This window comes from Psychromonas sp. SA13A, from assembly GCF_011378715.1.
In the GTDB taxonomy this organism is placed as follows: Bacteria; Pseudomonadota; Gammaproteobacteria; order Enterobacterales; family Psychromonadaceae; genus Psychromonas.
This window is the reverse complement of the sequence record NZ_WTKU01000004.1, coordinates 17,817-42,119: the sequence shown is the minus strand read 5'-3', so window position 1 is coordinate 42,119 and position 24,303 is coordinate 17,817. Positions and strand designations below refer to the sequence as shown.

General features: G+C 36.7%; 21 protein-coding genes and 1 riboswitch. Of the genes, 5 read left to right on the top strand and 16 right to left on the bottom strand.

Translation table 11 applies throughout. The annotated features are described in order from the left end of the window. Window positions 1-118: 118 nt before the first annotated feature. The 8 genes from GQR44_RS05565 to yegQ all read right to left on the bottom strand — a co-directional run bounded on the left by GQR44_RS05565 (window position 119) and on the right by yegQ (window position 8,602). A complete protein-coding gene (locus GQR44_RS05565; protein WP_205962976.1) occupies window positions 119-928 on the bottom strand; it encodes an ATP-binding cassette domain-containing protein in 810 nt (269 codons plus the stop codon). Beyond that, window positions 901-1,911 carry an oligopeptide/dipeptide ABC transporter ATP-binding protein gene (locus GQR44_RS05560; protein WP_166370131.1) on the bottom strand — a complete coding sequence of 337 codons (1,011 nt, stop codon included), beginning with the start codon at window positions 1,909-1,911 and terminating at the stop codon, window positions 901-903. The genes GQR44_RS05565 and GQR44_RS05560 overlap by 28 nt, the downstream gene beginning before the upstream one ends. Next, window positions 1,911-2,801 carry an ABC transporter permease subunit gene (locus tag GQR44_RS05555; protein ID WP_166370129.1) on the bottom strand — a complete coding sequence of 297 codons (891 nt, stop codon included), beginning with the start codon at window positions 2,799-2,801 and terminating at the stop codon, window positions 1,911-1,913. The genes GQR44_RS05560 and GQR44_RS05555 overlap by 1 nt, the downstream gene beginning before the upstream one ends. Then, the gene (locus tag GQR44_RS05550) at window positions 2,788-3,762 is read right to left on the bottom strand and encodes an ABC transporter permease subunit (RefSeq protein ID WP_166370127.1); all 975 of its coding nucleotides are present in this window, start codon (window positions 3,760-3,762) and stop codon (window positions 2,788-2,790) included. Before GQR44_RS05550 ends, GQR44_RS05555 begins: the two co-directional genes overlap by 14 nt. Window position 3,763: 1 nt before the next feature. Then, on the bottom strand, window positions 3,764-5,368 hold the full coding sequence (locus GQR44_RS05545; RefSeq protein WP_166370125.1) for an ABC transporter substrate-binding protein: 1,605 nt from the start codon (window positions 5,366-5,368) through the stop codon (window positions 3,764-3,766). Between the two features lie 306 nt (window positions 5,369-5,674). Further along, a complete protein-coding gene (locus tag GQR44_RS05540; RefSeq protein ID WP_166370123.1) occupies window positions 5,675-7,009 on the bottom strand; it encodes an MATE family efflux transporter in 1,335 nt (444 codons plus the stop codon). After that, a complete protein-coding gene (locus tag GQR44_RS05535) occupies window positions 7,006-7,257 on the bottom strand; it encodes a YfhL family 4Fe-4S dicluster ferredoxin (RefSeq protein WP_166370121.1) in 252 nt (83 codons plus the stop codon). The genes GQR44_RS05540 and GQR44_RS05535 overlap by 4 nt, the downstream gene beginning before the upstream one ends. Window position 7,258: 1 nt before the next feature. After that, the gene (yegQ, locus tag GQR44_RS05530) at window positions 7,259-8,602 is read right to left on the bottom strand and encodes a tRNA 5-hydroxyuridine modification protein YegQ (protein ID WP_166370119.1); all 1,344 of its coding nucleotides are present in this window, start codon (window positions 8,600-8,602) and stop codon (window positions 7,259-7,261) included. Between the two features lie 266 nt (window positions 8,603-8,868). On the opposite strand from yegQ, the gene proQ reads away from it, so the two are divergent. The 3 genes from proQ (at window position 8,869) to GQR44_RS05515 (ending at window position 13,235) form a co-directional block, all read left to right on the top strand. Further along, a complete protein-coding gene (proQ, locus tag GQR44_RS05525; RefSeq protein WP_166370117.1) occupies window positions 8,869-9,498 on the top strand; it encodes an RNA chaperone ProQ in 630 nt (209 codons plus the stop codon). An 11-nt stretch (window positions 9,499-9,509) separates the two neighbouring features. Beyond that, window positions 9,510-11,504 carry a carboxy terminal-processing peptidase gene (prc, locus tag GQR44_RS05520; RefSeq protein ID WP_166370115.1) on the top strand — a complete coding sequence of 665 codons (1,995 nt, stop codon included), beginning with the start codon at window positions 9,510-9,512 and terminating at the stop codon, window positions 11,502-11,504. A gap of 69 nt (window positions 11,505-11,573) precedes the next feature. Then, window positions 11,574-13,235 (top strand): AMP-binding protein, encoded by a 1,662-nt coding sequence (locus tag GQR44_RS05515; protein WP_166370113.1) that lies wholly within the window; start codon window positions 11,574-11,576, stop codon window positions 13,233-13,235. A 292-nt stretch (window positions 13,236-13,527) separates the two neighbouring features. On the opposite strand, the gene GQR44_RS05510 is transcribed toward GQR44_RS05515, so the two are convergent. Together GQR44_RS05510 and GQR44_RS05505 are read right to left on the bottom strand one after the other, a co-directional pair. Further along, entirely contained in the window at window positions 13,528-14,268 is a 741-nt protein-coding gene (locus GQR44_RS05510) for a UDP-2,3-diacylglucosamine diphosphatase (protein WP_166370111.1), read from the bottom strand. Between the two features lie 6 nt (window positions 14,269-14,274). After that, a complete protein-coding gene (locus GQR44_RS05505) occupies window positions 14,275-14,769 on the bottom strand; it encodes a peptidylprolyl isomerase (protein WP_166370109.1) in 495 nt (164 codons plus the stop codon). A gap of 128 nt (window positions 14,770-14,897) precedes the next feature. Here GQR44_RS05505 and cysS point away from each other — a divergent pair, with 128 nt between their 5' ends. Next, on the top strand, window positions 14,898-16,301 hold the full coding sequence (gene cysS / locus GQR44_RS05500; protein ID WP_166370107.1) for a cysteine--tRNA ligase: 1,404 nt from the start codon (window positions 14,898-14,900) through the stop codon (window positions 16,299-16,301). A gap of 174 nt (window positions 16,302-16,475) precedes the next feature. Here the strand turns inward: cysS and GQR44_RS05495 are convergent, their stop codons facing one another. From GQR44_RS05495 to GQR44_RS05470, 6 genes are all read right to left on the bottom strand, one after another. Continuing rightward, window positions 16,476-16,673 (bottom strand): DUF2496 domain-containing protein, encoded by a 198-nt coding sequence (locus GQR44_RS05495; RefSeq protein WP_240923570.1) that lies wholly within the window; start codon window positions 16,671-16,673, stop codon window positions 16,476-16,478. Further along, window positions 16,663-17,232: a primosomal replication protein PriC gene (priC, locus tag GQR44_RS05490; protein WP_166370105.1), complete on the bottom strand. Its 570-nt coding sequence runs from the start codon at window positions 17,230-17,232 to the stop codon at window positions 16,663-16,665. Before priC ends, GQR44_RS05495 begins: the two co-directional genes overlap by 11 nt. Then, window positions 17,217-17,999, bottom strand: a complete 783-nt coding sequence (locus GQR44_RS05485) for a TSUP family transporter (protein WP_166370103.1) — start codon at window positions 17,997-17,999, stop codon at window positions 17,217-17,219. The genes priC and GQR44_RS05485 overlap by 16 nt, the downstream gene beginning before the upstream one ends. A gap of 1 nt (window position 18,000) precedes the next feature. After that, the gene (gene dinG, locus GQR44_RS05480) at window positions 18,001-20,058 is read right to left on the bottom strand and encodes an ATP-dependent DNA helicase DinG (protein WP_166370101.1); all 2,058 of its coding nucleotides are present in this window, start codon (window positions 20,056-20,058) and stop codon (window positions 18,001-18,003) included. A 327-nt stretch (window positions 20,059-20,385) separates the two neighbouring features. Beyond that, on the bottom strand, window positions 20,386-21,021 hold the full coding sequence (gene narL / locus GQR44_RS05475; RefSeq protein ID WP_166370099.1) for a two-component system response regulator NarL: 636 nt from the start codon (window positions 21,019-21,021) through the stop codon (window positions 20,386-20,388). A gap of 297 nt (window positions 21,022-21,318) precedes the next feature. After that, window positions 21,319-23,010, bottom strand: a complete 1,692-nt coding sequence (locus tag GQR44_RS05470) for a histidine kinase (protein ID WP_166370097.1) — start codon at window positions 23,008-23,010, stop codon at window positions 21,319-21,321. 64 nt (window positions 23,011-23,074) lie between these two features. Then, window positions 23,075-23,227, top strand: a riboswitch (molybdenum cofactor riboswitch). Here GQR44_RS05470 and moaA point away from each other — a divergent pair. Further along, entirely contained in the window at window positions 23,218-24,195 is a 978-nt protein-coding gene (gene moaA / locus GQR44_RS05465; RefSeq protein ID WP_166370095.1) for a GTP 3',8-cyclase MoaA, read from the top strand. It overlaps the preceding riboswitch by 10 nt. Window positions 24,196-24,303 lie beyond the last annotated feature (108 nt).

Sequence of the window (24,303 nt, the reverse complement as noted above, 5' to 3'; positions counted from 1 at the left end):
TAAGCTATTCAAGACGTTCCTATGACAAAGCTTGCTCAATATAGAAAATAAGAAATGCTTTAAGCGGGATAGTATAGACCAAAAGTGGTAGTTTATTTACTTTTTTATTAAATGAATGTTATTTTCGATAGTCTGGTTGGTGACTTAATAACAAATATTTTGTTTGCTCTTCCTGTGGCGACTCACAAACGCTCTTAGCTGTACCTTTTTCAATGATTTTCCCCTGATGTAATACCAGGATTTGATCACTCATATGTTTGACCAAATGCATATTATGCGCAACAAAAATATAACTAGTTCCTTTAGCTTTTTGTATCTTTAGTAACAGGTTAACGATTTTAAATCGCAATGAAATATCTAATGTAGATAAAATTTCATCGGCAATAATAATATCAGGATTTAAAATCATAGCGCGTGCGATGGCCACTTGATGCTTTTGTACACTGGATAACATATTAGGGTAAAAAGCTAAATAATCAGGTAACAATCCTACTAATTTTAAGGTTTCCAGAATTTGCTGATGGCGTTGTTTGTCATTTAAATCTGTATTTAATTGTAAAGGTGCATGTAGTATTTTCCCTACCGTCGTTTTAGGGTTTAACGAGCTACTTGGGTCTTGAAAAATCATGCGTATGGATAAACAACGTTGCTGAGAGTTAAGCGAACTAAGATGTTGTCCTTTTACGTAAATATCGCCGGAGTTTGCTATTAACATACCACCAATCGTCCTGACTAACGCACTTTTTCCGGATCCACTTTCACCAACTACTGCCAATGTTTGACCAGGCTCTAGGGTGAAACTGACAGGTCCGAAAGCAAGTTGCTCTCGACTACTGAGAATACCCGTTGCATGTTTAAAACTTTTACACAGATTCGTCACTTTTAATAACGGCTGCACATTTAGCTCACTTTGGTTGGATAGTGACATCGGAAACTATGACCTTTTTTAGTCGTTAAAGTAGGGTTTTCAACACATATTTTTTGTGCTCTAGGGCACCGAGGCCCTAGTCGGCAACCGATTGGCAATTGGTTCGAAGAAGGAATATTACCGGGTAACGTGTACAGTTGCGCTTTATGCTCATTAAATTGTACATTATTGATTAATGTTTTTAACATAGATTGTGTATAGGGGTGCATGGCACTGCCCATTATTTGCTTATAAGATCCTGATTCAACCGTTTGTCCACAATAAACTAAGGTCATATAATCGGATATGTTACTGGTATTGGCAAAATTATTACTTAATATAAGCAGAGTCGTATTATTTAATTGGTTAAGTTTATATAACAAGCGAAAAATTTGTGATTGAGTAACTGCTTCCATTGCAGTGGTTGGTTCATCGGCAATAATTAAACGTGGACTATTAGCAATCGCCATGGCAATCATCACTTTCTGGCAAACACCCTCTGAAAGTTGGTGTGGGAAACAATTTAATACTGCCACATCATTCTGAATACCTACTTTGTGTAACAACTCTTTAATTTGTAAGCGTCGTGACTGTACGTTTACTTTTTTAATCTTGGTCAATATTAAACGAAAGCGTTGTTTCCACGTTTTTTTGGGTAATACTGATTCAATTTGAACGCGTATTTTTTGACTTGGATCGAGATAAGAGCTGGGCTCTTGAAAAATAACTGAAATTTCTTTACCTAGAATTTGACGTCGTTCTTTATGCGTGAGTTTTGATAAGTCCGTCTTGCCTAAAAACATTCGATCAGCTGTAACCGTCCAGTTGCTATTATGTAAGCCTAATATCGCTTTAGTGATCAGTGTTTTCCCCGAGCCAGACTCACCAATTAAACCGTGAATAGAACCATCTACTATATTCAGAGAAGCCTTGTCGATTACTCGAATTTTTCCCTGTGCAGTATCAATGTCAATACTTAGGTTTCTGATATCCAATAAAGCCATTATTCTTCACCTTCAAGTACAGCGTGCCGTAAACCTTCTGAAAATACATTTACGATAATAATTACTGCGAAAATAGCAATCCCTGGAAAAGTAACCAACCAAGGAGAAAGGTAGATGAGTTCCATACTGCTTGCGATTAAAGATCCCAATTCAGTTTGAGGTAATTGCGCACCAAAACCTAAAAAGCCTAGTGTCGCAATTTCGATAATCGCCATGGTAAATAAACGGTTAATAATAGTAACGGTAGGCTCTAAAATATTAGGTAAAATACCGTATCTAAATAAACGCGTTTTTGTTGCCCCATCAAGTTGTATTGCAACAATATATTGTTTACTTAACTCTTGTTCAATGGCCAAAAAACTAGAACGTATAAATTGCGGCAGTAATGAAAGAGAGATAGCAATCAGGCAGTTAGTGTAACTAGGTCCAAAGATGGTGATCAGTATTAATGCTGAAAGCAATGTTGGAATCGCTAATAAAGCATCTAATAAATGATGTAAGACACTTGCTTTAACACCTTTTGTAAGAGCGGCTGCAGCCCCGATCAGCATGCCAATAATACCGACCAAAAGTGTAATGATTAATGCTCCGCCTAAAGTCAGTTGCAGTCCATGAAATAAACGAGAGAGAGAGTCCCTACCTAAATCATCGGTTCCCAAAATATGATTGGTATTGCCTCCTTCGACCCAATAAGGGGGTAATAACATACTATCAGGGTTTTGCGCCAAGGGAGAATGAGGTACAAACCAAGGGGCAAATAGAGAGATAATAATCAAAACAATCATTAACCACATAGCCACCACTGCAATTGTTTTGGTTTTAAAAATAGACCAAATATAACCTAATGGTGATTGAATTTTATCTTCATTAAAGCCGTTATTTATCAGCATATAAGGAACCTCGTCTTAATGGGCTAATAACAACCATGAGAATTTCGATGAAAATACTGAAGGATAAAATAAATCCGCTAATAATTAATATACCAGCAGGTAATACTAAATAGTCGCCTGTTTTCAATGAAATAAATAACCATTTACCTATACCATTTAAGTTAAATACAATTTCAATGGTCATCGCAAAAGAGATAATGGTACTTAATTGCAGTCGTAATTGCGGAATAATAGGAGGTAGCGCATTTTTTAATGCATGTGCAAAAACGATTTTTGTTCGAGAAAAACCTTTTGCATAGGCTGCTTGTATATAATTGCTTCGCATCACCATAGTCATGGAGTGACGGGTTAAACGTACAATCTCAGTGATTAAGAAAAAGGATAAAACTAATGCAGGCAGAATTAAATGTGCAACACGGTCTATAAATGCGAATAGCTCATATTGTTCGGTTACCATTAATGTATCAATTAACAAAAATCCCGTCACAACCGGCACCTCATAGATCAAACTGAGATTACCATCAACGGGCAATACTTGCCCCCATACACTAGGCAGTAATACCGCCATTACTCCGACCCAAAAAACTGGCAATGCGAGCCCCATGATCGCAATAGTCATGATTGCATAATCTAAACGAGTATTTCTGAATAAACCGGCTAATAAACCCAGTGGAATGGCGATAATACTAGAGAAAATTAATGCAGTGAAACAAAGCTCAAGTGTTGACGCGAAAAATATTAAACCACGCTCTAGTAAGGATTGATTATCCACGGAAGAATAACCGAGATCGCCATTCATAATTTGCCATAAGTAAGCAAAGTACTGCTTTATATAACCATTAGAGTTAACAACTGTTTCGCTGTTGACCGAGACAATACGATCAGTAGCAAATGCAATGATAGTCAAAATCAGTGCAGTGATTAATAGCAGGTTTAGACGTCTTAATAAAAATGACAGCATCTTAATTCAAATCTTGTTTAATGGCATTTTGGAAATTAATACCCGTTAAAGGATTAACTTCCACATTTAAAATTGACTTCGAGATAGCATCCAACCTTAATACATGTGCGATAGGCAGGTAAGGGCGTTGCTTGTAAACTTCGTCTTGTATCTGATAATAGTTTTTTATACGTTGTGCAAAATTAGACTCTGTTATCGACTGATCTAATAATACTTGCACCTTAGGTGAGCACCAATGGCTACTATTACCACTTTCAGCTGATGAATTGCAGCTTAGGAGCGGTCTAAAAATACTATCAGGATCGTCAATATGAACATTAATGCCGGTTAAATAAGTATCATAATCACCACTTCGTAAGCGTGCTTTTAAAGCGGCACCACTTAAATTAATGATATCTGTTTTAATACCTATGTCATTGAGGTTCGCTTGTATTAATTCTGCTGTTTTATGAAAATTAGGGTTAAATACATCGGAACTATCTGGCAATAAAATGGTTAATGTCTTAGAAAAGTCATAGTTTAATAAGGTTAAGTTTTGACGCGCTTTTTCTGGATCATATAAGTCTTCCTCAAAACGCGGTTTTAATGCCCATGATTGTTTACTTAATAATGTATCCGTTTGTATTGCGCTACGAAAATAGACAGCCTGTAAAATGGTTTTTTTATCAATAGCTTGTGACAGCGCTTGACGAACTTGATTGTGTTCTAAAATAGGGCGCTCAGTATTAAATGCCCACAGTGCGATATTAGCCGTTGATTTACTATTTAAGGTAATATTTTTGTTTTTACTTATGGTTTCTAACTGGCTTGCCGCAGGATAAGAGATTGCATCGCACTCTCCCGATAATAATTTTGTGTATCGTTTTGTTGCACTAGGATTGGTAAAATAAATTAAGTTTTCAATATTAGTCATTGATTGCCAATAAAGCGGATGTTTTTTGTAACGAATAGTGCCATTACTATCAAAGCTTTTAAATTTAAAAGGCCCGGTACCAATAGGCTGAAAATCTATATTTTCCTGCAGACCTTGTTCTATCAATTGGTCTGCATATTGTTTTGAATGAATCACTGCATAATGTGCAGCAAGGTTTGCTAACAGTGTTACATCGGGTTTGCTTAAAACAAATTCAACCGTATAGTCATCAATCTTATTTATCTCTGATAGCAGATCCGTGAAGGGATGATTATAAAAATAGTTTTCCGTCTGTTTATTCACTTTATGATACGCATCTTGAACATTAAGCATGCGATTAAAACTAAATAAGACATCATCTGCATTTAAAAAGCGTGTTGGTTTAAAAAATTCTGTTTGATGAAAGCTAATATTGTGACGTAATGTAAAGCGATAGCGTAATTTATCATCACTACGTTGCCAACTTTCAGCTAAATCAGGAATAAATTTGTTGGTTTTAGGATCAATGGTCACTAAGCGGCTATAAATTTGATGTGTGGTCGCATCTAAGCTCGCAATATCATGACTAATTTGAGGATTAAACGAAGTAGGTAAACTTTCTGTGCAATAGATAAGAGTATTTTGTGTTAGTGCTTTATTTTGATAACAGCCGCTAAGGGTTGTGATAAAGAACAATAAGCATATTAAACGCATAAAGCTATTCTATTCCATTAGAGTGAGGTGTGTAATTTAACATTAGCGCCGCTTAATTAACATATTAAATATGGGTAAACCTATTCGTTCCTGTTAAAGATGGCAATAAAGTATCGGTTTAATGCATTAGGTCATCTTTATGCCTAGAATTCGTTCAACCCATTATTTACTGATTGTTACATCTTAGCTTACAGATCGTTGTAGTTTAAAGAGTAAGCACTATAAAGCTATTTATTCTGCCTGATGACTTTTAATTAGCGACTTTTAATTAGTTACTTTTAATTTGTTATTTTTAATTAATGACCTTTATGTAAGCACTTCTAACTTAGTGGCAATACGGTAGCACAGTAAAATCGCTGTTAAGCCAAATATAATGCTACCTAATGCTTGTCCAATCAATATTCCTTGAGCGCCATAATAATAGGCTCCAACACTAACAAAAGGAATAGTGCCTAAGGACATTTTTCCAAGATTCAATAATGTAGCCATTTTAGGGCGACCCACATTATTAAGAAAAGACATCGCGACTAAGTTCATTGCCACAAATATAAAACTAACGCTAACATACTGACAAAAAAAGCGGATTAACATCGCCGTATCCGACCCTGCATTAAACAAAGAAACGAGGTATTCTTGCAATAGTGAGAGGGTTAATGCTAAAACAAAAACGTATTTAATAATAAAATTAAGTGATTGATTTAAAGTTGTTTTAACACGTTTAAATTGCTTTGCACCTAAGTTTTGACTGATGATTGGGCCAATTGCGCCAGGCATAGCAAACAACATTACAAAAGCGACGGGGATCAAGCGACTAATAATTGCCCAACCAGCAACAAAACTCCCTCCAAATTTAGCCATTTCATAAGTAATATATAAATGACTTAGTGGCGTGGCGACTTGAGTTAAGGAAGCGGGAATCGCAACTGCGGTGATATTCTTTGTGTGTCTGATAAAGTCAGAAAATGTAATACGAGTAATAAACCCACAAACCATAATTAGGTAAAAAGCAGCAACCAATAACATCACACTTCTCGCGACGATTGCAGCAAAAGCTGCCCCTTCAATATTCAACTTAAAATAAAAGATAAACAGAGGATCGAGAATAACATTGCACACACCGCCTGCTAGGGTGCAATACATGCCTAACTTAGCTTTACCTAATGAGCGTAATGTTGCTGTGATCTGCATTGCGAAAGCAATCAGTGGAAAAGAAAAAATGGTTATTTTTAGATAAGCAGTGGCCGCATCTAAAGCAACACCATTAGCACCTATTAATGTTAATAGGTGCTTAGCATTAAAAAAAATAGTGACCGTGATTAGACAACTAATTACCAAGGTTATTAGATAACAGCTCATTGAAGCCTGTTTAGCTTGCTGTTGATGGCCTTGACCTATTAACTTAGCAACAACAGCTGAGTTAGCAATGACCATGGCGATAGTCAATGAGGTGGTAAAAAATAATAGGGCTGCTGCATAGGCAATGGCAGCAACCAAGTGAGGTTGGTTTAATAAACTAATAAAATAGATATTAATCAAATCAACAACAAAAAACACACTCAAGGCAACCGCATTGGTCAGCGCCATTTTTAATATATGCTCAGGAATATTGCCTTGCGTAAATTTAGGCGCGATTGAGTTCATTGATTAACGTGTAAACCTGCAAATTTATCCAACAATTGTTGCTGCGTTTCAACATGGTTAGGATCGATAATGATACAGTTGATAGGGCAAACTGCGACGCAGGTTGCTTGTTCATAAAAACCAACACACTCGGTACATAAATCTGGATTAATTTCATATATTTCAGCCCCAAAGGTGATTGCTTCATTAGGGCATTCTGGATCGCACATATCACAATTGATGCAACTGTCTTCTATTAATAAAGCCATGTTATTTACTATGCGGGTTGCGAGTGTCTGCACCCTGTGTCAAGTTTCTCATCAGTAAACCGTGGCTTAAATCGATCTCTTTTGGTACTGGAATATATAAAACATGACCCGAACCCGGCGCTACATCCACTAATTCACCTTTACGGTTATGCAACTCTTCTAACTTAAAGTTGATGTTACCCTGCGGGGTCATTAGCTCTAGTTTGTCACCCACTAAGAATTTGTTTTTAACATTTATTTCTGCAAGACCTTGTTGGTTACGACCGGTGATTTCTCCCACAAATTGTTGGGTTTCACTGATTGAATAACCGTAATCATAGTTCTGGTATTGATCATGGGTATGGCGGCTTAAAAAACCTTCTGTGTAACCACGATGTGCAAGGTTTTCTAATGAACTCATTAATGATGGGTCAAAAGGGCGTCCTGCAATGGCATCATCCATGGCTTTACGGTATACCTGAGCGGTACGAGCACAGTAATAGAAACTTTTTGTACGACCTTCAATTTTTAAAGAGTGTACACCCATCTTTAGGAGACGTTCTACATGTTGAATAGCACGTAGATCCTTTGAGTTCATGATATAAGTGCCGTGCTCATCTTCAAAGGCAGGCATATACTCGTTAGGTCTTCCTTCTTCTTGCAATAAGAAAATTTGATCCGTTGTAGTGCCACTGCCAAGAGTAGGTTCTGGTTTATGGATAGCGACAATATCACCGGTTTCATTTTCGGTGGCTTCATGAGCATCATATTTCCAACGGCATGAATTAGTACAAGTCCCTTGATTGGGATCGCGTTTGTTAATGTAGCCTGATAGCAAACAACGACCAGAATAGGCCATACAAAGTGCACCATGAACAAATACTTCGATTTCGATTTCAGGGCAATGGTAGCGAATATCTTCAATTTCATCCAAAGAAAGCTCACGTGATAAAATTACACGTTCAATCCCTTGTTGGTACCAAAACTTTACCGTAGCCCAGTTAACCGCGTTCGCTTGTACACTCAAATGAATTGGCATGTCTGGAAAAACTTCGCGTACCATCATGATTAAACCGGGGTCTGACATGATCAATGCATCGGGTTTTAAATCAACCACGGGCTTCATATCGCGGATAAAGGTTTTTAGTTTAGAGTTATGTGGTTGAATATTGCACACAACATATAATTTTTTACCCTGTGCATGGGCTTCATTAATGCCTATTTGAAGTTTTTCAAGATTGAATTCATTATTTCTAACTCGTAAGGAATAACGAGGTTGACCTGCATAAACAGCATCGGCGCCATAGGCAAAAGCGTAACGCATGTTCTTTAAACTACCTGCAGGGGATAATAATTCTGGTTTCATCTGAGCCTCTTCAATAACAAATTTGGACATTCCCACAAAAGGAAAGTGGGCATTCTACTTGTTTTTGTAAAAAAGGTGTAGCGGAAGGCTGGAAATATTGAGTATTGATGATAAATGGCAAAAAATGGTCGGAATAGGTGTACTGAGGTGATAATTAGTTTCACATTTAATAAACGCACCTCTATACTAGCGAATAATTTTCTTACTGATAATCAGAGATTTATTCTGGATATCTTTCAACATCGTTTTTAAATATTAGGTTTTACATGGAAAACACAGAAAAGTTTACAAATAACAAACAAATCATTGCCTTCTTAACGGAACAGTTTCCTGCTTGCTTTATTGCTAGTGCTGAGCCTGCAAAACCATTAAAAATTGGTGTGTTTCAAGAACTAGCAACTCGTTTAGAGAATGAAACTCGCGTCAGTAAAACACAGCTTCGTGGTGCATTACGTCAATACACGATGAGCTGGCGTTACTTGCACTGTGTAAAAGCAGGTGCAAAACGTGTCGATTTAGATGGTGTTGAAGGGGATGAAGTTTCTCAAGAGCATGCTGACCACGCACAATTGTCGCTAAAAGAAAGCAAAGAAAAAGCATTCGCTAACAAGAAAAAAACAGACACCAATAAAGCACCAGCTCGTGCTGCTAAAAAAGTGGCTGTACCAAGTCGTAAGAAAGAAGCGCCTAAAAAAGTAGCTAAAAAACCTGAGATTGATTTAAGTCAGTATAAAGAAGCTAATCATAATGAACTTAAAGTATCGCAATCAGTCAAAGTTCTTTTAGGAAAATCGCCTGTTTCAGCAACCGTTGTTGAAATTTTAAAAGAAGAAGTTCAAGTGCAACTAGACTCAGGAATGGTTGTGAAAGTTAAAGCTAAGCATTTAATCGTATAAAAGGTATTTTAATGAATAAACTCTTTCGTCATGCATTAATTCTATCCCAAATCATTTTTATTGGAGCAGCTTTTGCTTCTTCCTCAAATGTAGATTTAAAAGATATCCCGCAATTGCATCAAGAGTCTCAACATGCAAAAGTGGCGAAACGAGTGAGCGATTTATTTAGTCGCTCTCATTATAAATATATGCCTTTAGATGATCAGTTGTCTGAAAAAGTGTTCAATCGTTATATTGAACAGCTTGATTACAATAAACAGATCTTCATGCAAAGTGATATTGATGCGATTAAAGTTTATCAACATTCATTTGATGATAATCTTAAATTTGGTCAACTTGAACCTGCCTACAAAATCTACCAACTTAATTTAACGCGCCGTTTTGAACGTTTTACCTACGCTTTGTCGTTACTAGACAAAGAAATTACTTTTGATACTGAAGAAGAATATCAATATGATCGTAGTAAAGCAGAATGGGCAAAAGATAAACAAGCGTTAGATAGCCTCTGGCATGCACGTGTTAAGTCGGACGCATTAACGCTTAAGCTAGCTGATAAAAAGTGGCCTGAAATTAAAACGTTATTAACTAAACGTTATACTTATGCGCTTAAACATTTAACACAAACTGAAAGTGAAGATGTATTTCAAGCTTTCATGAATGCCTATGCACATACCATCGAGCCACATACTAGCTACTTATCACCGCGTAATGCCGAACGTTTTAAAATGGAAATGAATCTTTCACTTGAAGGAATTGGTGCTGTTTTACAACTTGAAGATGATTACACAGTGATCCGCAGTTTAGTTCCAGGCGGTCCTGCTGATAAATCAAAGCAACTTGCTAAAGATGATAAAATTATTGGTGTTGGTCAAGAAGGCGAAAAAATTGTCGACGTAGTCGGCTGGCGCTTAGATGATATTGTTGAACTTATTAAAGGACCGAAAGGTACTACTGTTCAATTACAAATTTTATCGGGTAAAGCCGGTGATACCAATAAAGTCATTGAAATTGTACGCGAAAAAATCCACCTAGAAGACAGAGAAGCTAAATCTTCAGTACAAGTGATTAATGGTGAAAATATTGGGGTGATCACTATTCCAAGTTTTTACATTAAGCTGAGTGAAGATGTAGAGCGCGAATTGGATATATTAGCTAAAAAAGACGTTAAAGGCATAGTGATTGATTTACGTAACAATGGCGGCGGCGCATTAAGCGAAGCTACATTGTTAACTGGGTTATTCATTAAAACGGGCCCTGTTGTTCAAGTGCGAGATAGTCGTCAGCAAATTGCTGTGCAAGCCGATGATGATGACAATATTGCTTATAATGGCCCCTTGACGGTACTTGTTAATCGTAATAGTGCTTCTGCATCGGAAATTTTTGCCGCTGCATTACAGGATTATGGTCGTGCAATTATAATTGGTGAGCAAAGCTTTGGTAAAGGCACCGTGCAGCAACATCGTCGTATCGCTCGTTACTACGATACCAACCAAGATGCGGTGGGGTCAGTACAATATACTATTGCAAAGTTTTACCGTATTAATGGCGGTAGCACACAAAATAAAGGGGTTATCCCTGATATTACTTTCCCAAGCGGTATCGACCCACAAGATACCGGTGAAAGTTTAGAAAAAAATGCATTACCTTGGGATAATATCCGTTCTGCTAAATATCGTAAAGTGGCTGATTTAGATAAAAAAATTAAAAAATTAACAGAAACTCATCAATTACGCATCAAGAAAGAAGTTGAATTTAGTTATTTAGCGGATGATATTGCAGAGTATCGTGCCGATAAAGATAAAACCAGTATTTCGCTAGTTGAAAAAGTGCGTGTTAATGAGCGTGAAGTAAAACAAGCGGAAGGTTTACAGCGTACAAATGAGCGACTCAAGCGTGCAGGGTTAAAAGAGGTCACGTCTTTGGACGATATTCCGGATGATTTTGAGCCCCTTGACGCATTTTTGATAGAAGCTAGCCACATTACGTTAGATTACGCTAATCTATAGGTAACTGTTTGGTGTTAATAATAAAACCGACTTTTATAGTCGGTTTTTTTGTTTTTAAAAGGAGTTTTTATGTTTAAACCATGGCTAGATAAATACCCTGAAGGTATTAACAGTGAAATAGATGAAAGCTCATTGATTAATTTAGTTGATATGTTTGAACAAACATTTCAACAACATCCAGAGCACATTGCTTTTATTAATATGGATGAAACGCTGACCTATGCCGAGTTAGATCTTCAATCAAGAAAAATTGCAGTGTATTTGCAGCAAACCTCGCAACTTGCTAAGGGTGACCGTGTAGCCATCATGATGCCAAACCTGTTGCAATACCCTATTATTTTATTAGGTGTCTTAAGAGCGGGATTAGTGGTCGTCAATATAAACCCACTTTACACCGCATCAGAATTAAAGCATCAGCTTAATGACTCAGGTGCAAAAGCTATTTTTATTGTGTCTAATTATGCACAAACGTTACAGAGTATTGTTAAACAAACTCAAATTAAGCATGTGGTGTTAACTAAAATTGGCGATGCATTACCTTTATTAAAGAGAAAGTTAGTTAATTTTATTGTTTCCTATGTCAAACGAATGGTACCTAAGTATCAATTACCTAGTGCAAAAAGTTATCGTAATGCACTTAAAGAAGGTGAGAGAGGTCAATATATACGTCCTGTGATTAATTTAGATGATATCGCACTTATACAATACACAGGGGGGACCACAGGCGTTTCAAAAGGCGCGGTAATGACTCATCGTAATATGGCGGCTAGTTTAGCGCAGGCAGATGCTGTATTTGGTTTAACAGTTGATCAAGAAAGCGAAATAATGGTCACTGCATTGCCTCTTTATCATGCATTTGCACTAACGGTTAATTGTTTATTCTTTATTAAAAAAGGTGGTACTAACTTATTAATCACTAACCCTCGTGATCTAGATACTTTTATTAAAACCTTAAGTAAGTATAAATTTACCTATTTTACCGCATTAAATACATTATTTAATGCGTTATTACATCATCCTAAAATCAATGATGTTGATTTTTCTTCTTTAAAGATAACTATCGCTGGTGGCATGGCAACACAAACTAAAGTCGCTAATCTGTGGAAAGAAGTTACAGGTAGTACGGTTATTGAAGGCTATGGTTTAACGGAATGTGCTCCTATGGTGAGTGTTAACTCTTATAATGTGACGGCTCATGATGGTTCAATAGGGTTACCTATGCCCGGAACTGATTTACGCTTAGTCGATGATAATAATAACGTTATCGAAGATTATAATAGCCCTGGCGAAATAGAAATTAAAGGGCCTCAAGTCATGCCTCACTATTGGAAAAATGAGGAAGAAACCGCGTCAGCGTTTAATGATGGTTGGTTTAAAAGTGGTGATATTGGCTTATTTGATGAGCAGGGTTTATTGCGTTTAGTGGACCGTAAAAAAGACATGATATTAGTGTCAGGTTTTAATGTGTACCCTAATGAAATAGAAGATACAGTGGTACAAATGCAAGGTGTCTCAGAAGCTGCTGTAGTGGGCATTAGTGACGAACAATCTGGTGAGAGCGTGAAACTGTTTGTGGTGTTAGATGATTATAAAGTTACCGTTGAGATGATTAAACAACATTGTGACCGTCAGTTAACGCGATATAAACAACCGAAGTTAATAGAAATAGTCAGTGAATTACCGAAAAATAATGTGGGCAAAGTGCTACGCCGTTTATTAAAAGACAGATAATTGTCAGATAACTTATTGTGGCTAGTTCATGAGGATTTGTGGTTAGCCCATGAAAACACATTCACAAACCGGTCATTACAATTTTCAAAGTAAGCAATAGCTATTCATTAATCAAGCATCCCATATCACCTATGGGAGCGTGGTTAATTTAATGCTTATTACCATAACTATGTCCATTACGAGGATCATCACCATGATTAAGGCATTGAATAGTTAATCTCATTAAAATTAATTATCAGTACAAATGCCTCGCATCTAACCCCATAATAACAAACGAATACGACGTGTGTTTTTATTGCTGATAATAATCAATGGGCAATACAACTAGGTTAATGCTATCTGGGTTAGCATCAACAAAACTTAAGTTGTTGTACCAGTCTCCCACATCAAAACGTTGCCCGGCTTTATCATTAACAGTGAAATCATGTACAAAAGCTTGGTGTGTGTGGCCATGAATCAAACGTTGTACTTGATGTAATGTCATCAAACGATGTACTTCTTGTTCTGTCACGCCCATCATATTTGTGTTTTTATAGACTTTTTTAGATTGGCTCGCCGTACGGATCTTCCAACCAATACGTTTGCGTAGTTTGAGTGGTAAGCAATTGAAAATAAATTGCATGACAGGGTTATGGATCACTTTACGCATGCGTTGATAATTTTTATCAAACAAACACAAGGTATCGCCGTGCATAATTAATGTTTTAGTTCCGTATAAATCTATCTCGGTATGCTCAGGCAACAAAGTCATTGAAGACTGCTGTGCATAACGTTTACCGATCATAAAGTCTCGGTTACCGTGAATATAGAAAATTTTAGTATTATTTTTTTTAGCGTAAGCCGTTAATTTCTGCGCAACTTCATCCATTAAAGGAGTGTGTTCATCATCTCCTATCCACACCTCAAACATATCACCAAGGATATAAAGTGTTTCAGCATTAGCGGCTTCTTTTTCAAGAAAAGCAAAAAAGGCATCGCTTATATGACGATGATTTTCGCTAAGATGTAGATCTGCAATGAATAAAGTGCGCATAATCAGTTACGCTACTGTTACGTTAGTAATAACAACGTCATCTAGCGGAACATCTTGGTGTACGTAATGTGCATTACCCGTTGCAACACCTTTAATTTTGTCTACAACATCTTCACCCGCTACCACTTTAGCGAATACACAGTAGCCCCATCCATCTGTCGTTTCTGATTTAAAATCTAAGAACTTGTTATCGCCAACATTGATAAAAAATTGCGCAGAAGCTGAATGTGGTTCCATTGTACGAGCCATAGCAACAGAGTATTTTACGTTTGATAAACCGTTATTTGCTTCATTTTTAATTGGCTTTTGGCTATCTTTTTCTTCCATACCCGGTGCAAAACCACCGCCTTGAACCATAAAACCATCTATAACACGATGAAAAATAGTGTTATCGTAATGACCACTTGTTGCATATTTAATGAAGTTAGCCACTGTTTTAGGTGCTTTTTCTTCATTCATTTCTAATGTGATGTCGCCAAAATTTGTATGTAAAGTAATCATTGTTAATTCCTGTCTTTAAAAAGAGCATTATCATACCTCAACTCACGAATTCATTAAATACAAAGGATGAATTTGTCACTTGGTCAGGTTAGAATAGGCGTTTTTACAGTAATCGCATTGGATGGAAAATGTTAAAAATCTACAACACCTTAACTCGAAATAAAGAAGAATTTAAACCCCTTGTCGCTGGAAAAGTGGGAATGTATGTGTGTGGTGTTACCATCTATGATTACTGTCATATAGGACATGGCCGTACATTTGTTGCCTTTGATACCGTAGCGCGATATTTACGTTTTAGCGGCTACGATTTAACTTTTATTCGAAACATCACAGATGTCGACGATAAGATCATTAAGCGTGCTAATGAAAATGGTGAAACCTGTGATCAATTAACGACTCGTTTTACCGATGCGATGCACGCAGATTTCGATGCTTTAAATATGATCAGACCAGACATCGAGCCACGTGTTACTGATCACATGCCTGAAGTGATTGAAATGATAGCAACGCTGATAGAAAAAAATCATGCCTATGTTTCTGATTCTGGGGATGTACTTTTCTCGGTATCATCGTTTCCAGAATATGGCCAGTTAAGCGGTCAAAATCTTGAAATGTTGCAGGCTGGTTCTCGTGTTGAAGTTGAAGATAGTAAACATGACCCATTAGATTTTGTTCTATGGAAAATGGCTAAAGCTGGCGAACCATCTTGGTCATCTCCTTGGGGTGAAGGCCGCCCTGGTTGGCATATTGAATGTTCTGCGATGAATAAAAAGCACTTAGGTGAAGTTTTTGATATTCATGGTGGTGGTTCTGATTTAAGTTTTCCACATCATGAAAATGAGATTGCGCAATCATGCTGTGCACACCACGGTGAATATGTGAATACTTGGATGCACTCGGGTATGGTGCAAGTTGATAAAGTAAAAATGTCTAAATCTTTAAATAATTTTTTTACCATTAAAGATGTATTGGATGTCTATGACAGTGAATCTGTTCGTTACTTTTTAATTTCTGGGCATTACCGCAGCCAACTTAATTATTCAGAAGATAACTTGAAGCAAGCAAGAGCGAGTTTAGAACGTTTATATACTGCGATACGTGATATAGAAGTCACTGATATTGAGATTGATCAAGTGATTAAAGACAGTAAGTTCTATCAAGGTTTTGTTAAAGCGATGGATGATGATTTTAACACGCCTGAAGCTTTAGCAGTACTGTTTGAACTGGCTAAAGAGTTGAATCGAGTTAAAGCGACTGAGCCTGAACAAGCGGTTCATTTGGCTAGCATGCTGGTTAAGTTTGCTAATGTTTTAGGGTTGTTAAGCCAAAATCCAAATCAGTTTTTACAAGGTGTTGGAAAAGATAATGAAGATGATCAACAAGTTGCTGAGATAGACGCATTAATTTTACAACGTAATACAGCAAGGGCAAATAAAGATTGGCCAAGTGCCGATGATGCTCGTGATAAATTAGCTGCATTAAATGTGGTGCTTGAAGATGGCCCTAATGGTACAACTTGGCGTAAAGTTTAATTGCTAACCTTGCTGCCAATATCGGTAAATAATACCTTTAAAAAATATGAGTAAACAAGACCTAACAAAAAAGGACATCATTTGATGTCCTTTTTCGTTTAAGTTGATTTTAATGCTTCGATTAGCAGCGCTTATAAAATGAGTGTCTGTGTTTATGGCTTAGCGTTAAGGATCTTACTCTTGGGGATGTGTAAGTTGTTGACGTTGCTTGTTTTTAAAGTCACGTAAGGTTATTTCTAATGCTTTAATAGTAGCATCAAGTGGTAGGTCGTTTTCTTCTAACAATTGAATAAGATCCACGGCTAGTTTAATTTCCAAAGGGGCAGAAGCTAATCCTAAATCTGTGCTGTGTTTGTCTTTCTCATTCATCATTGTCTAAAGCTTCCATCTTAAACTCTAAGGCTTGTGTAAATTCGTTACATTTTTGGTAACGTTCTTTAAGCACGCTGACTCGTGATTTATGAATTTCTTTGTTACTGCTAACCACTGCCTGCTGGTAAAGGCTATTTTCTTCATTAATCATTGCTAATAGCCGCTTTTCATATTGATACTGGCGTTGCAATTGTTGGTAAACTTTTTCCTGTTGCGTCGAATAACGTTTATAGAGTCCTTCTGCTTTACCGGCATCGAGTTGGTTAACAATATTCAACAATGCAGAAAACTGATTAACGAAACGTTCACACTCGTAATTAATAATCACCGTATCCATATTTTTATTAATTACGTAGCTAAGGTGATCAAATGTATTTTGGATCTGCTGGCAGTAACCTGACAAGGTTAAGCTACTCGTGGTGAACAAATGCACTTCAAAACGGAAAGATTTATTCTCCGTTAAGGTGATTTGTGCATCCCATTGTTGGCAACGTGATGATAGCGTAGCGAGTTGATCGGATAACGCGCTTAAATGTTTTAAATCTAGTGACTGAACCATGCGTTATATCCGAGGTTAATGGCCATAATAAGCACAATAATAATAAATAATGGGCGGATAAACTTTGCGCCAAAATAAATCGCAGAATGAGCTCCAATAAAAGCACCCAGCATTAAGCAAACGCCCATTGTTAACCCAATAAACCAATTAACTTGACCAAAATAGATAAAGGTTAATAGGGAAACAAAATTACTGGTGAAGTTCATTGCCTTAGCTAAACCACTGGATAATAGAATATTCAAGCGGTATAAGTGCATATTAGAGATAACCCAAAATGCCCCCGTTCCTGGGCCAGAAACGCCATCATAAAAACCTAAAACAAAGCCTTGAATACGTTGAATTATTCTTAATAAAGGAGAGTTTTCAGGTAGCTCTGCGTTATCAATTTCTTTTACTCGACTAAATAAAGTATAAATTGCGACCGCTAAAATCACCAAAGGTAAAAACTTATTCAGAAATTCCGTGGAAATATAGTTTACTAAAATGGTCCCAAACATGGCGCCAATTAATGTACTGTAAAAGGTATGTTTCCAAAATTTGGGATTAAATAGCTTTTTACGGAAATAGGTATAAGCCGCTGTACCAGAAGCAAAACATGCGGATAATTTATTAGTTCCTAATGTCAGGTGAGGTGGCAAACCAACACTCAATAAAGTCGGTACAGTTAACATACCGCCTCCGCCAACTACTGCGTCGATAAAGCCAGCTATTAAACCAACTAATGCCAATAGCATCCAGCTACTGGGATCTAATACAAACTCTGTCATTTTATTTCTCTACATTTAAAGCAAAAGGGGGAAGGGCATCAATTAAACTTTTGCCATAGCGTTTGGTTATAACGCGCTTATCTAACAAGGTAATTTGTCCAGTATCTGTTTCTTTACGAATTAAACGGCCACAGGATTGTATCAATTTTTTACTGGCCTCTGGTATAGTGATTTGCATAAATGGATTGCCACCTTTTGAGGTGATCCATTCTGCATGCGCCTCTTCAACGGGAGAGTCAGGTACTGCAAAGGGCAATTTTGTGATGATTAAATTGGTTAGGTAATGCCCTGGTAAATCTAAACCTTCCGCCAGACTGCCGGTACCAAATAGAATGCTGGTTAGTCCCTGATCGCAGTTCTTTTTATGGCTGGTGATCATTTTAGTACGAGACGTTTCACCCTGTACTAACAGCGCTTTAGGATATTTTCGGCGTAACTTATCTGCTACTAGGTTCATTTGCCAATAAGAAGCAAATAATACTAAGTTGGCTTGTTTTTCCTGTATACGTTGAGCAATATTATCGATTAATTCGTTATCAAATCCAGATTCAGTGGGATCCTTTTTCATATTGGCGACATTGAGGGGGATCGCAGGATAATCGAATGGAGACTTAAGGCGCAAGTATTGCGTGCCATCATTATTCTTCAAACCTGATTGACGCATAAAATAATCAAAACTATTTAAAGAGGTTAAGGTTGCAGAGCATAAAATAACGCCAGCTGCTTGAGACCAGAGCATATATTCTAATAAACCACCTACTTCTAGGGGACTAGCACAAAGTGTGAATCCATCATTTTCATTGTTCACCCACGCAGCAATAGGCGCTTGATGAGTAGCACGCTCCTTGAGCAACATTTTCCAAAGAGCAAGTAGGTTTTCTAAACGTTGAATATAAAAACCTGTTTCGATTAAAATAGGCTCTGCATCGGATAATTTTATATTAGCGTCTTTTAACTCTTCCGATGTGATGGTAGATAGTTTATTGACCGCACTTAAACACTTTTTGGTCTCTTCCTTTAAACTAATCAGTGAATTAACAATACCTTCAGGCACTTCACCCATGGCAAAACGATATTGATTCGACTTATTATAATTAAGCGGGTTATGACGGAAATAGAGTTCTATTGTTTGTAAATCATTAACCATTTCGTTGGCACTTTCTAGCATAGTTAGGCCCGGTGTAATGGTAGTTTGACGATGTACTACACGATTAATATGTGTGCTTACTTGCTTGATTTTTTTTAGCCAATCTTGACTGCTTTTTATATTCACGCTTGCGCTCGAAAAGTCGCGTGATATTTTAGGTAAATGATGTGCCTCATCAAGTACATAAAAACAGGCATCGGGCTCAGGCAAGATAACGCCTCCCCCTAATTCCAAGTCTGCTAATAACAAGGCGTGGTTAACCACTATCACATCGGCTTTATTGATATTGTCTCGTGCTCGATGAAATGGACATTGTCTATGATTTGATAAGGCTTTTTTACAACTGTGTTTATCGGAAACTATTTGTTGCCAAATGCGACGAGGGATAGGCGTTGCCCAGCTATCTTGGTCGCCATTCCATTTACCATCTAAATATGCGTTACGCATTTTGCTTAATAATTCACTATCACCCGGTTGCGGTTTCTCTGTAAACAGAAGTGTTTGTTGAGATTCATCTTGCTGTTGGTTGAGTAGCTTATGCTCGCAACAATAGCGTTGTCGACCTTTGGCTAAAGTGAAGGTAAATTTATAATCACTGTGGCGTAGAAAAAACGGTAAATCTTTACTGATTAATTGTTCTTGTAAAGTCACTGTTGCGGTAGAGATAACTAGTTTCTTATTCAACCTTAAAGCTACTGGTAACCCTGCCAAGATGTAAGCTAAAGACTTACCTATTCCTGTGCCGGCTTCCGCCACCAGGATACGTCGTGACTTATCATAGTTACCTGCTAAAACTTTCGCTATTTCAGCCACTAAATAATTTTGAGCTTTACGTGCTTTAAATTGTGGCAGGGCTTTTGTTATGAGTTCATAATTAGCTCTAATTTCTTTTTTTAGTGAGTCTGAAAGCATAAATATAGGTAGTCTTCTCGGCGCAATGGATAGGTGAAAATAAATATAATTAAAAGCAAAAAACCTTTATTTCGGAAGTTTACCAAAATAAAGGTTATATAGCTGTGGAATATTACTAAGGCGTTACTTTTCACGTGATATTAAATCGAGCTAATAAGCTCTAATAAATATTGCTAATGTCATTCTAGATAAGTAAAACGATACTGTTTTGATTATATATGCCTAATTACGTGAACCTAATTAGGCATCATTAAAAACTGAGCAGCCTAGTTTATTCAGCTACTCAGTTTTATTCATTTTTTACTTGGTATTTTAATCTAAGTTTGCTTATTTAGGTTGTTCTAAGAATAACACCGCCGCTTCAACGCGTGATTTTATGCCTAGTTTTTTCAGTAAACTTTTAACATGCACTTTTACTGTACCTTCTGAGATATTCAGGTTTTCTGAAATTTCTTTGTTACTTAAGCCTCGCGAAATTTCTTGCATTATTTGGCTCTCTCTACGAGTAAGAGAAGAAAGTTTATCTCGAATATTGTTTTCTTGATCCAAGCAATCTAGGTAAGGACGTAAATCGTCACTCACTACTAATTTACCTTGTTTGATATCATATAAATTCTCAAGTAAACGTTCAGGGTCGGTATCTTTTAAAAGATAGCCATCAGCACCTTGATTAATTAAGGAAATAACGTCTTGTTTAGCATCGGAAACCGTAAGCATGACAATTTTACTGGTGATGCCATCATTACGTAATGCTTTAAGGGTTTCTAAACCAGACACTGCCTTCATGTTTAGATCTAATAACACCATATCGGGATGTTGTTTTTTGACCATACTGACGGCTTCAATTCCGTTTGTTGCTTCATCAATTACCACAAAGTTTGGGTCAATACTGAGTAGTTGAGTGATGCCTTTACGCATAAGAGGGTGGTCATCAACAACAATAACTGTAGATACATTGTTCATTTGTGATTCCTTTAATTGGTCATGGTTAACGTAAAATTGCTCACAAGTATAAATGTAAACGATGAGTGGGGGTATACCTGTTATCAATCAAGATGAAAAAAGTTATTCGTGAGTCATAAATACCTATACACAATCTAAAATAAGAAAGTATTGAATTTGAGTATTTACATTAAGCCTATATATGATTCTTTGCTTAAACACTTGAGCTAGGGCATTAATAATATACCTTGAATAATAACAGGTATGTGAATTATAAGTGATTTATAATCATAGGTATAAAAAATTATGAATAATTACTCAAATTTTGAAGGTAAGTTTGACTTCGGTACCAACTGTTAGGTTTTTTATTCGTAAAACTGCATTAAGTTCTTCTGCACGTTGATTCATTATCTCAATACCGTAATGATTATTTTTACCCGGTTTATCTTCAATACCAATGCCATCATCACGTACGGTAATAATCACTTGCTTTTCTTCAATCACACAGCTGATCAAAATGTTATTACAATCAGCATGTTTCATTGCATTGATCATTGCTTCCCTAACTATTTGCAACATATGAATGTGTTGATTCGCATGAGTTTGAAAATTAGAATCGAATTTGCCCATCTTTATCTTGGCGGTTGTTTGTTTTTGTAGTTGTGAAGTCATAATAACAACGGCTTCTTTGAAGTCAGAGACACCGATGTTTAAGCGGAAAGTGGAGAGTAATGAACGCAACTGTACATAAGCTTCTGTGACTGCTTCTTCGATATTGTTAACGGATGTTTTTGCACCTTGATTATCTTTATCGGCACTGGCCTCTAATTGGCGGCGTAAAACAGTACATTGAATTTTCAAAAAAGACAGAGCTTGCGCTATGGAGTCATGTAATTCTCGTGCAATAACGCCACGCTCTTCAACTAATAATAGTTTTTGTTCCTGCAAACTGTATTCTTCTTGGTACAGGGCACGAGCAAGTAAACTACTGAAACTATTAATCACGGAGTTATCTTCACTGTCGTTAGCCCCTTGAATATAATTTAAATAACCATACGGGCTCCCGTTAATATTGATAGGGATACGTTTATTATTGCCCGTTTTTGTTGCACATCCAATGTCACTGTCAATTTCAATTCCATTCTCTAACTCCAAACATAACTTAGTTAAATTGGTTTGTTTAGCGAGTGCATTTAAGGCATCACGAATTATCGAGTGGGTTAGTTTAACGGTACTAAGTTGCTGCGAAATAGTGAACAAGAATTGAATCGTTTCGTTAGCTTTTTCTAGTTCTGTCTTTTTATCAAATACTTTTTTCTGCATCGCATTAATCAAGGATTCGAGTTCTGCAGACATACTTTGTAGGCCGGTTGAAAGAGCACCAATTTCGTTATCATTATCAGAAAAATTAACGTTAAAGTGATGATTTGAAATAGAATTAACATTGGCTTCAAGTTGATTGATAGGCGCAACGATATAACGTCGACAGTAAATAAGAAGAAATAAGGCGCTTGAGGCAATAAGTAAGAAAACGACCACTTCAGAAACTAAAATAAGTGATGATTCTTTTTTTAATAATTGCTGATATTGTTGAATGGTAAGTTGAGCGTGTTCTACAACGTGAGATAACTGAGTTTTTAATTCTTGATCTGAAAGTTGATATAATTGCTGCTGTAAAGTCAGTAGTTCAGCGCGTAGGTTGATATTTGATAAATGGATGTCACTGACATCTAAATATTTATTTTCTAATAGCTTATTAGCTAACAATGGCGAAAATCCATTAAGAGAAGAATGGATTTGGTCTCGGTCTGCTTGGTCTTCATAAAGGAAATGTATGGCTTTATGCTTGAGCGTGACTAAATTATTGATCGCTTCATTGTTGTTATCTTGACTATGGGAGGTAGTAATAAAGATAAGCGTATGTGTTCCTGCTATGATAAGTAGCAGTACGGAGAATGTTGAAATCACTCTTGTGATAGAAAGTGAATGAAATAGTAGATTAATCTTCATACATAGTTAAGAATAATAGGTAACGAGTTGATAGAGTCTCCTTGATATGGAGGATGATGTCATCTAATTTTTATAGCTCCGAGCTTGAATCGCTAAGTTTATCATAACTTTTAGTAAATATGCGAGGCAAGCCGCTTATCCCGTTAATGGATAAGAAGGGTAAACTTAGAAATGAGTTTGCCTCCCGTGTTTGGAAAGGAACTGACCATGCAATTAATAGATAAATACCAGCGTAAATTTGAATATTTACGGTTGTCGATCACCGATGAATGTAATTTCAAATGTAATTATTGTTTACCCGATGGATACCAACGAACCCATCAAAAACAATTTTTATCAGAAAGTGAAATTAAAAACTTAATCAATGCCTTTGCTGAACTAGGTACTACCAAAGTAAGAATTACCGGTGGAGAGCCAAGTTTACGTAAAGACTATGCGAATATTATTAAGCTGGTGGCTAACACCGATGGCATTAAAAAAGTCGCAACCACCACCAACGGTTTTAATTTAAGTAAACATGCCGTTGAATGGTATGAGGCAGGGTTAAGTGCGATCAATGTCAGTGTCGATAGTTTAGATGCCAATACCTTTAACCTTATTACCGGTAAAAATATCTTTCATAAAGTTATGGAAGGCGTAGAAGCCTGCGCAAAGGCTGGCTTTAAGCAAGTTAAAGTGAATAGTGTATTGATGAAAGGCTTAAATGATACGGATCTGACAACCTTTATTAATTGGATCAAACATCAACCGATTCAACTACGCTTTATTGAATTGATGAAAACAGAAGATAATACCGAGTTTTTTAATCGTTATCATCTATCAGGTCAAAGCATAAAAGAAACGCTATTAAAGCAACAATGGGTACAAAAAACGCGTCACGCAAATGATGGTCCTGCAGAAGTATTTACGCACCCCGAACATCTCGGGGAGATAGGGTTGATCATGCCCTACAGTAAAGATTTTTGTGATAATTGTAATCGCTTACGTGTGTCTTCTGTGGGCCGATTACATTTATGTTTATTTGGCGAAGAGGGGGTTGAACTGCGTCATTTGTTACAAAATAAAACGGATAAAGAGCAATTAAAAGCAACAATTGTTGCTGCTTTGAAAGAGAAAAAGTCATCACATTTTCTTGATTTAGGACTGTCAGGAGGAACACCGCACTTAGCATCAATAGGCGGTTAGTTATTGAGTTGTCTAAATATTCTCCGCTATTTGCGGGGAATGTCTCAAACCTGCATAAATCTCTTGATCTATATCAACTGCACTTCAACTACCCTCTTTTTTTTAAAT

Bases quoted from the DNA above. Each gene is read 5' to 3' on its own strand.
- GQR44_RS05515 (WP_166370113.1), top strand. From the start codon at position 11,574: ATGTTTAAACCATGGCTAGATAAATACCCTGAAGGTATTAACAGTGAA.
- yegQ (WP_166370119.1), bottom strand. From the start codon at position 8,602: ATGAAACCAGAATTATTATCCCCTGCAGGTAGTTTAAAGAACATGCGT.
- cysS (WP_166370107.1), top strand. From the start codon at position 14,898: ATGTTAAAAATCTACAACACCTTAACTCGAAATAAAGAAGAATTTAAA.
- GQR44_RS05540 (WP_166370123.1), bottom strand. From the start codon at position 7,009: ATGAACTCAATCGCGCCTAAATTTACGCAAGGCAATATTCCTGAGCAT.
- priC (WP_166370105.1), bottom strand. From the start codon at position 17,232: ATGGTTCAGTCACTAGATTTAAAACATTTAAGCGCGTTATCCGATCAA.
- GQR44_RS05560 (WP_166370131.1), bottom strand. From the start codon at position 1,911: ATGGCTTTATTGGATATCAGAAACCTAAGTATTGACATTGATACTGCA.
- dinG (WP_166370101.1), bottom strand. From the start codon at position 20,058: ATGCTTTCAGACTCACTAAAAAAAGAAATTAGAGCTAATTATGAACTC.
- GQR44_RS05535 (WP_166370121.1), bottom strand. From the start codon at position 7,257: ATGGCTTTATTAATAGAAGACAGTTGCATCAATTGTGATATGTGCGAT.
- GQR44_RS05495 (WP_240923570.1), bottom strand. From the start codon at position 16,673: ATGATGAATGAGAAAGACAAACACAGCACAGATTTAGGATTAGCTTCT.
- prc (WP_166370115.1), top strand. From the start codon at position 9,510: ATGAATAAACTCTTTCGTCATGCATTAATTCTATCCCAAATCATTTTT.
- GQR44_RS05510 (WP_166370111.1), bottom strand. From the start codon at position 14,268: ATGCGCACTTTATTCATTGCAGATCTACATCTTAGCGAAAATCATCGT.
- GQR44_RS05505 (WP_166370109.1), bottom strand. From the start codon at position 14,769: ATGATTACTTTACATACAAATTTTGGCGACATCACATTAGAAATGAAT.
- GQR44_RS05565 (WP_205962976.1), bottom strand. From the start codon at position 928: ATGTCACTATCCAACCAAAGTGAGCTAAATGTGCAGCCGTTATTAAAA.
- narL (WP_166370099.1), bottom strand. From the start codon at position 21,021: ATGAACAATGTATCTACAGTTATTGTTGTTGATGACCACCCTCTTATG.
- GQR44_RS05555 (WP_166370129.1), bottom strand. From the start codon at position 2,801: ATGCTGATAAATAACGGCTTTAATGAAGATAAAATTCAATCACCATTA.
- GQR44_RS05470 (WP_166370097.1), bottom strand. From the start codon at position 23,010: ATGAAGATTAATCTACTATTTCATTCACTTTCTATCACAAGAGTGATT.
- GQR44_RS05485 (WP_166370103.1), bottom strand. From the start codon at position 17,999: ATGACAGAGTTTGTATTAGATCCCAGTAGCTGGATGCTATTGGCATTA.
- proQ (WP_166370117.1), top strand. From the start codon at position 8,869: ATGGAAAACACAGAAAAGTTTACAAATAACAAACAAATCATTGCCTTC.
- GQR44_RS05545 (WP_166370125.1), bottom strand. From the start codon at position 5,368: ATGCGTTTAATATGCTTATTGTTCTTTATCACAACCCTTAGCGGCTGT.
- moaA (WP_166370095.1), top strand. From the start codon at position 23,218: ATGCAATTAATAGATAAATACCAGCGTAAATTTGAATATTTACGGTTG.
- GQR44_RS05550 (WP_166370127.1), bottom strand. From the start codon at position 3,762: ATGCTGTCATTTTTATTAAGACGTCTAAACCTGCTATTAATCACTGCA.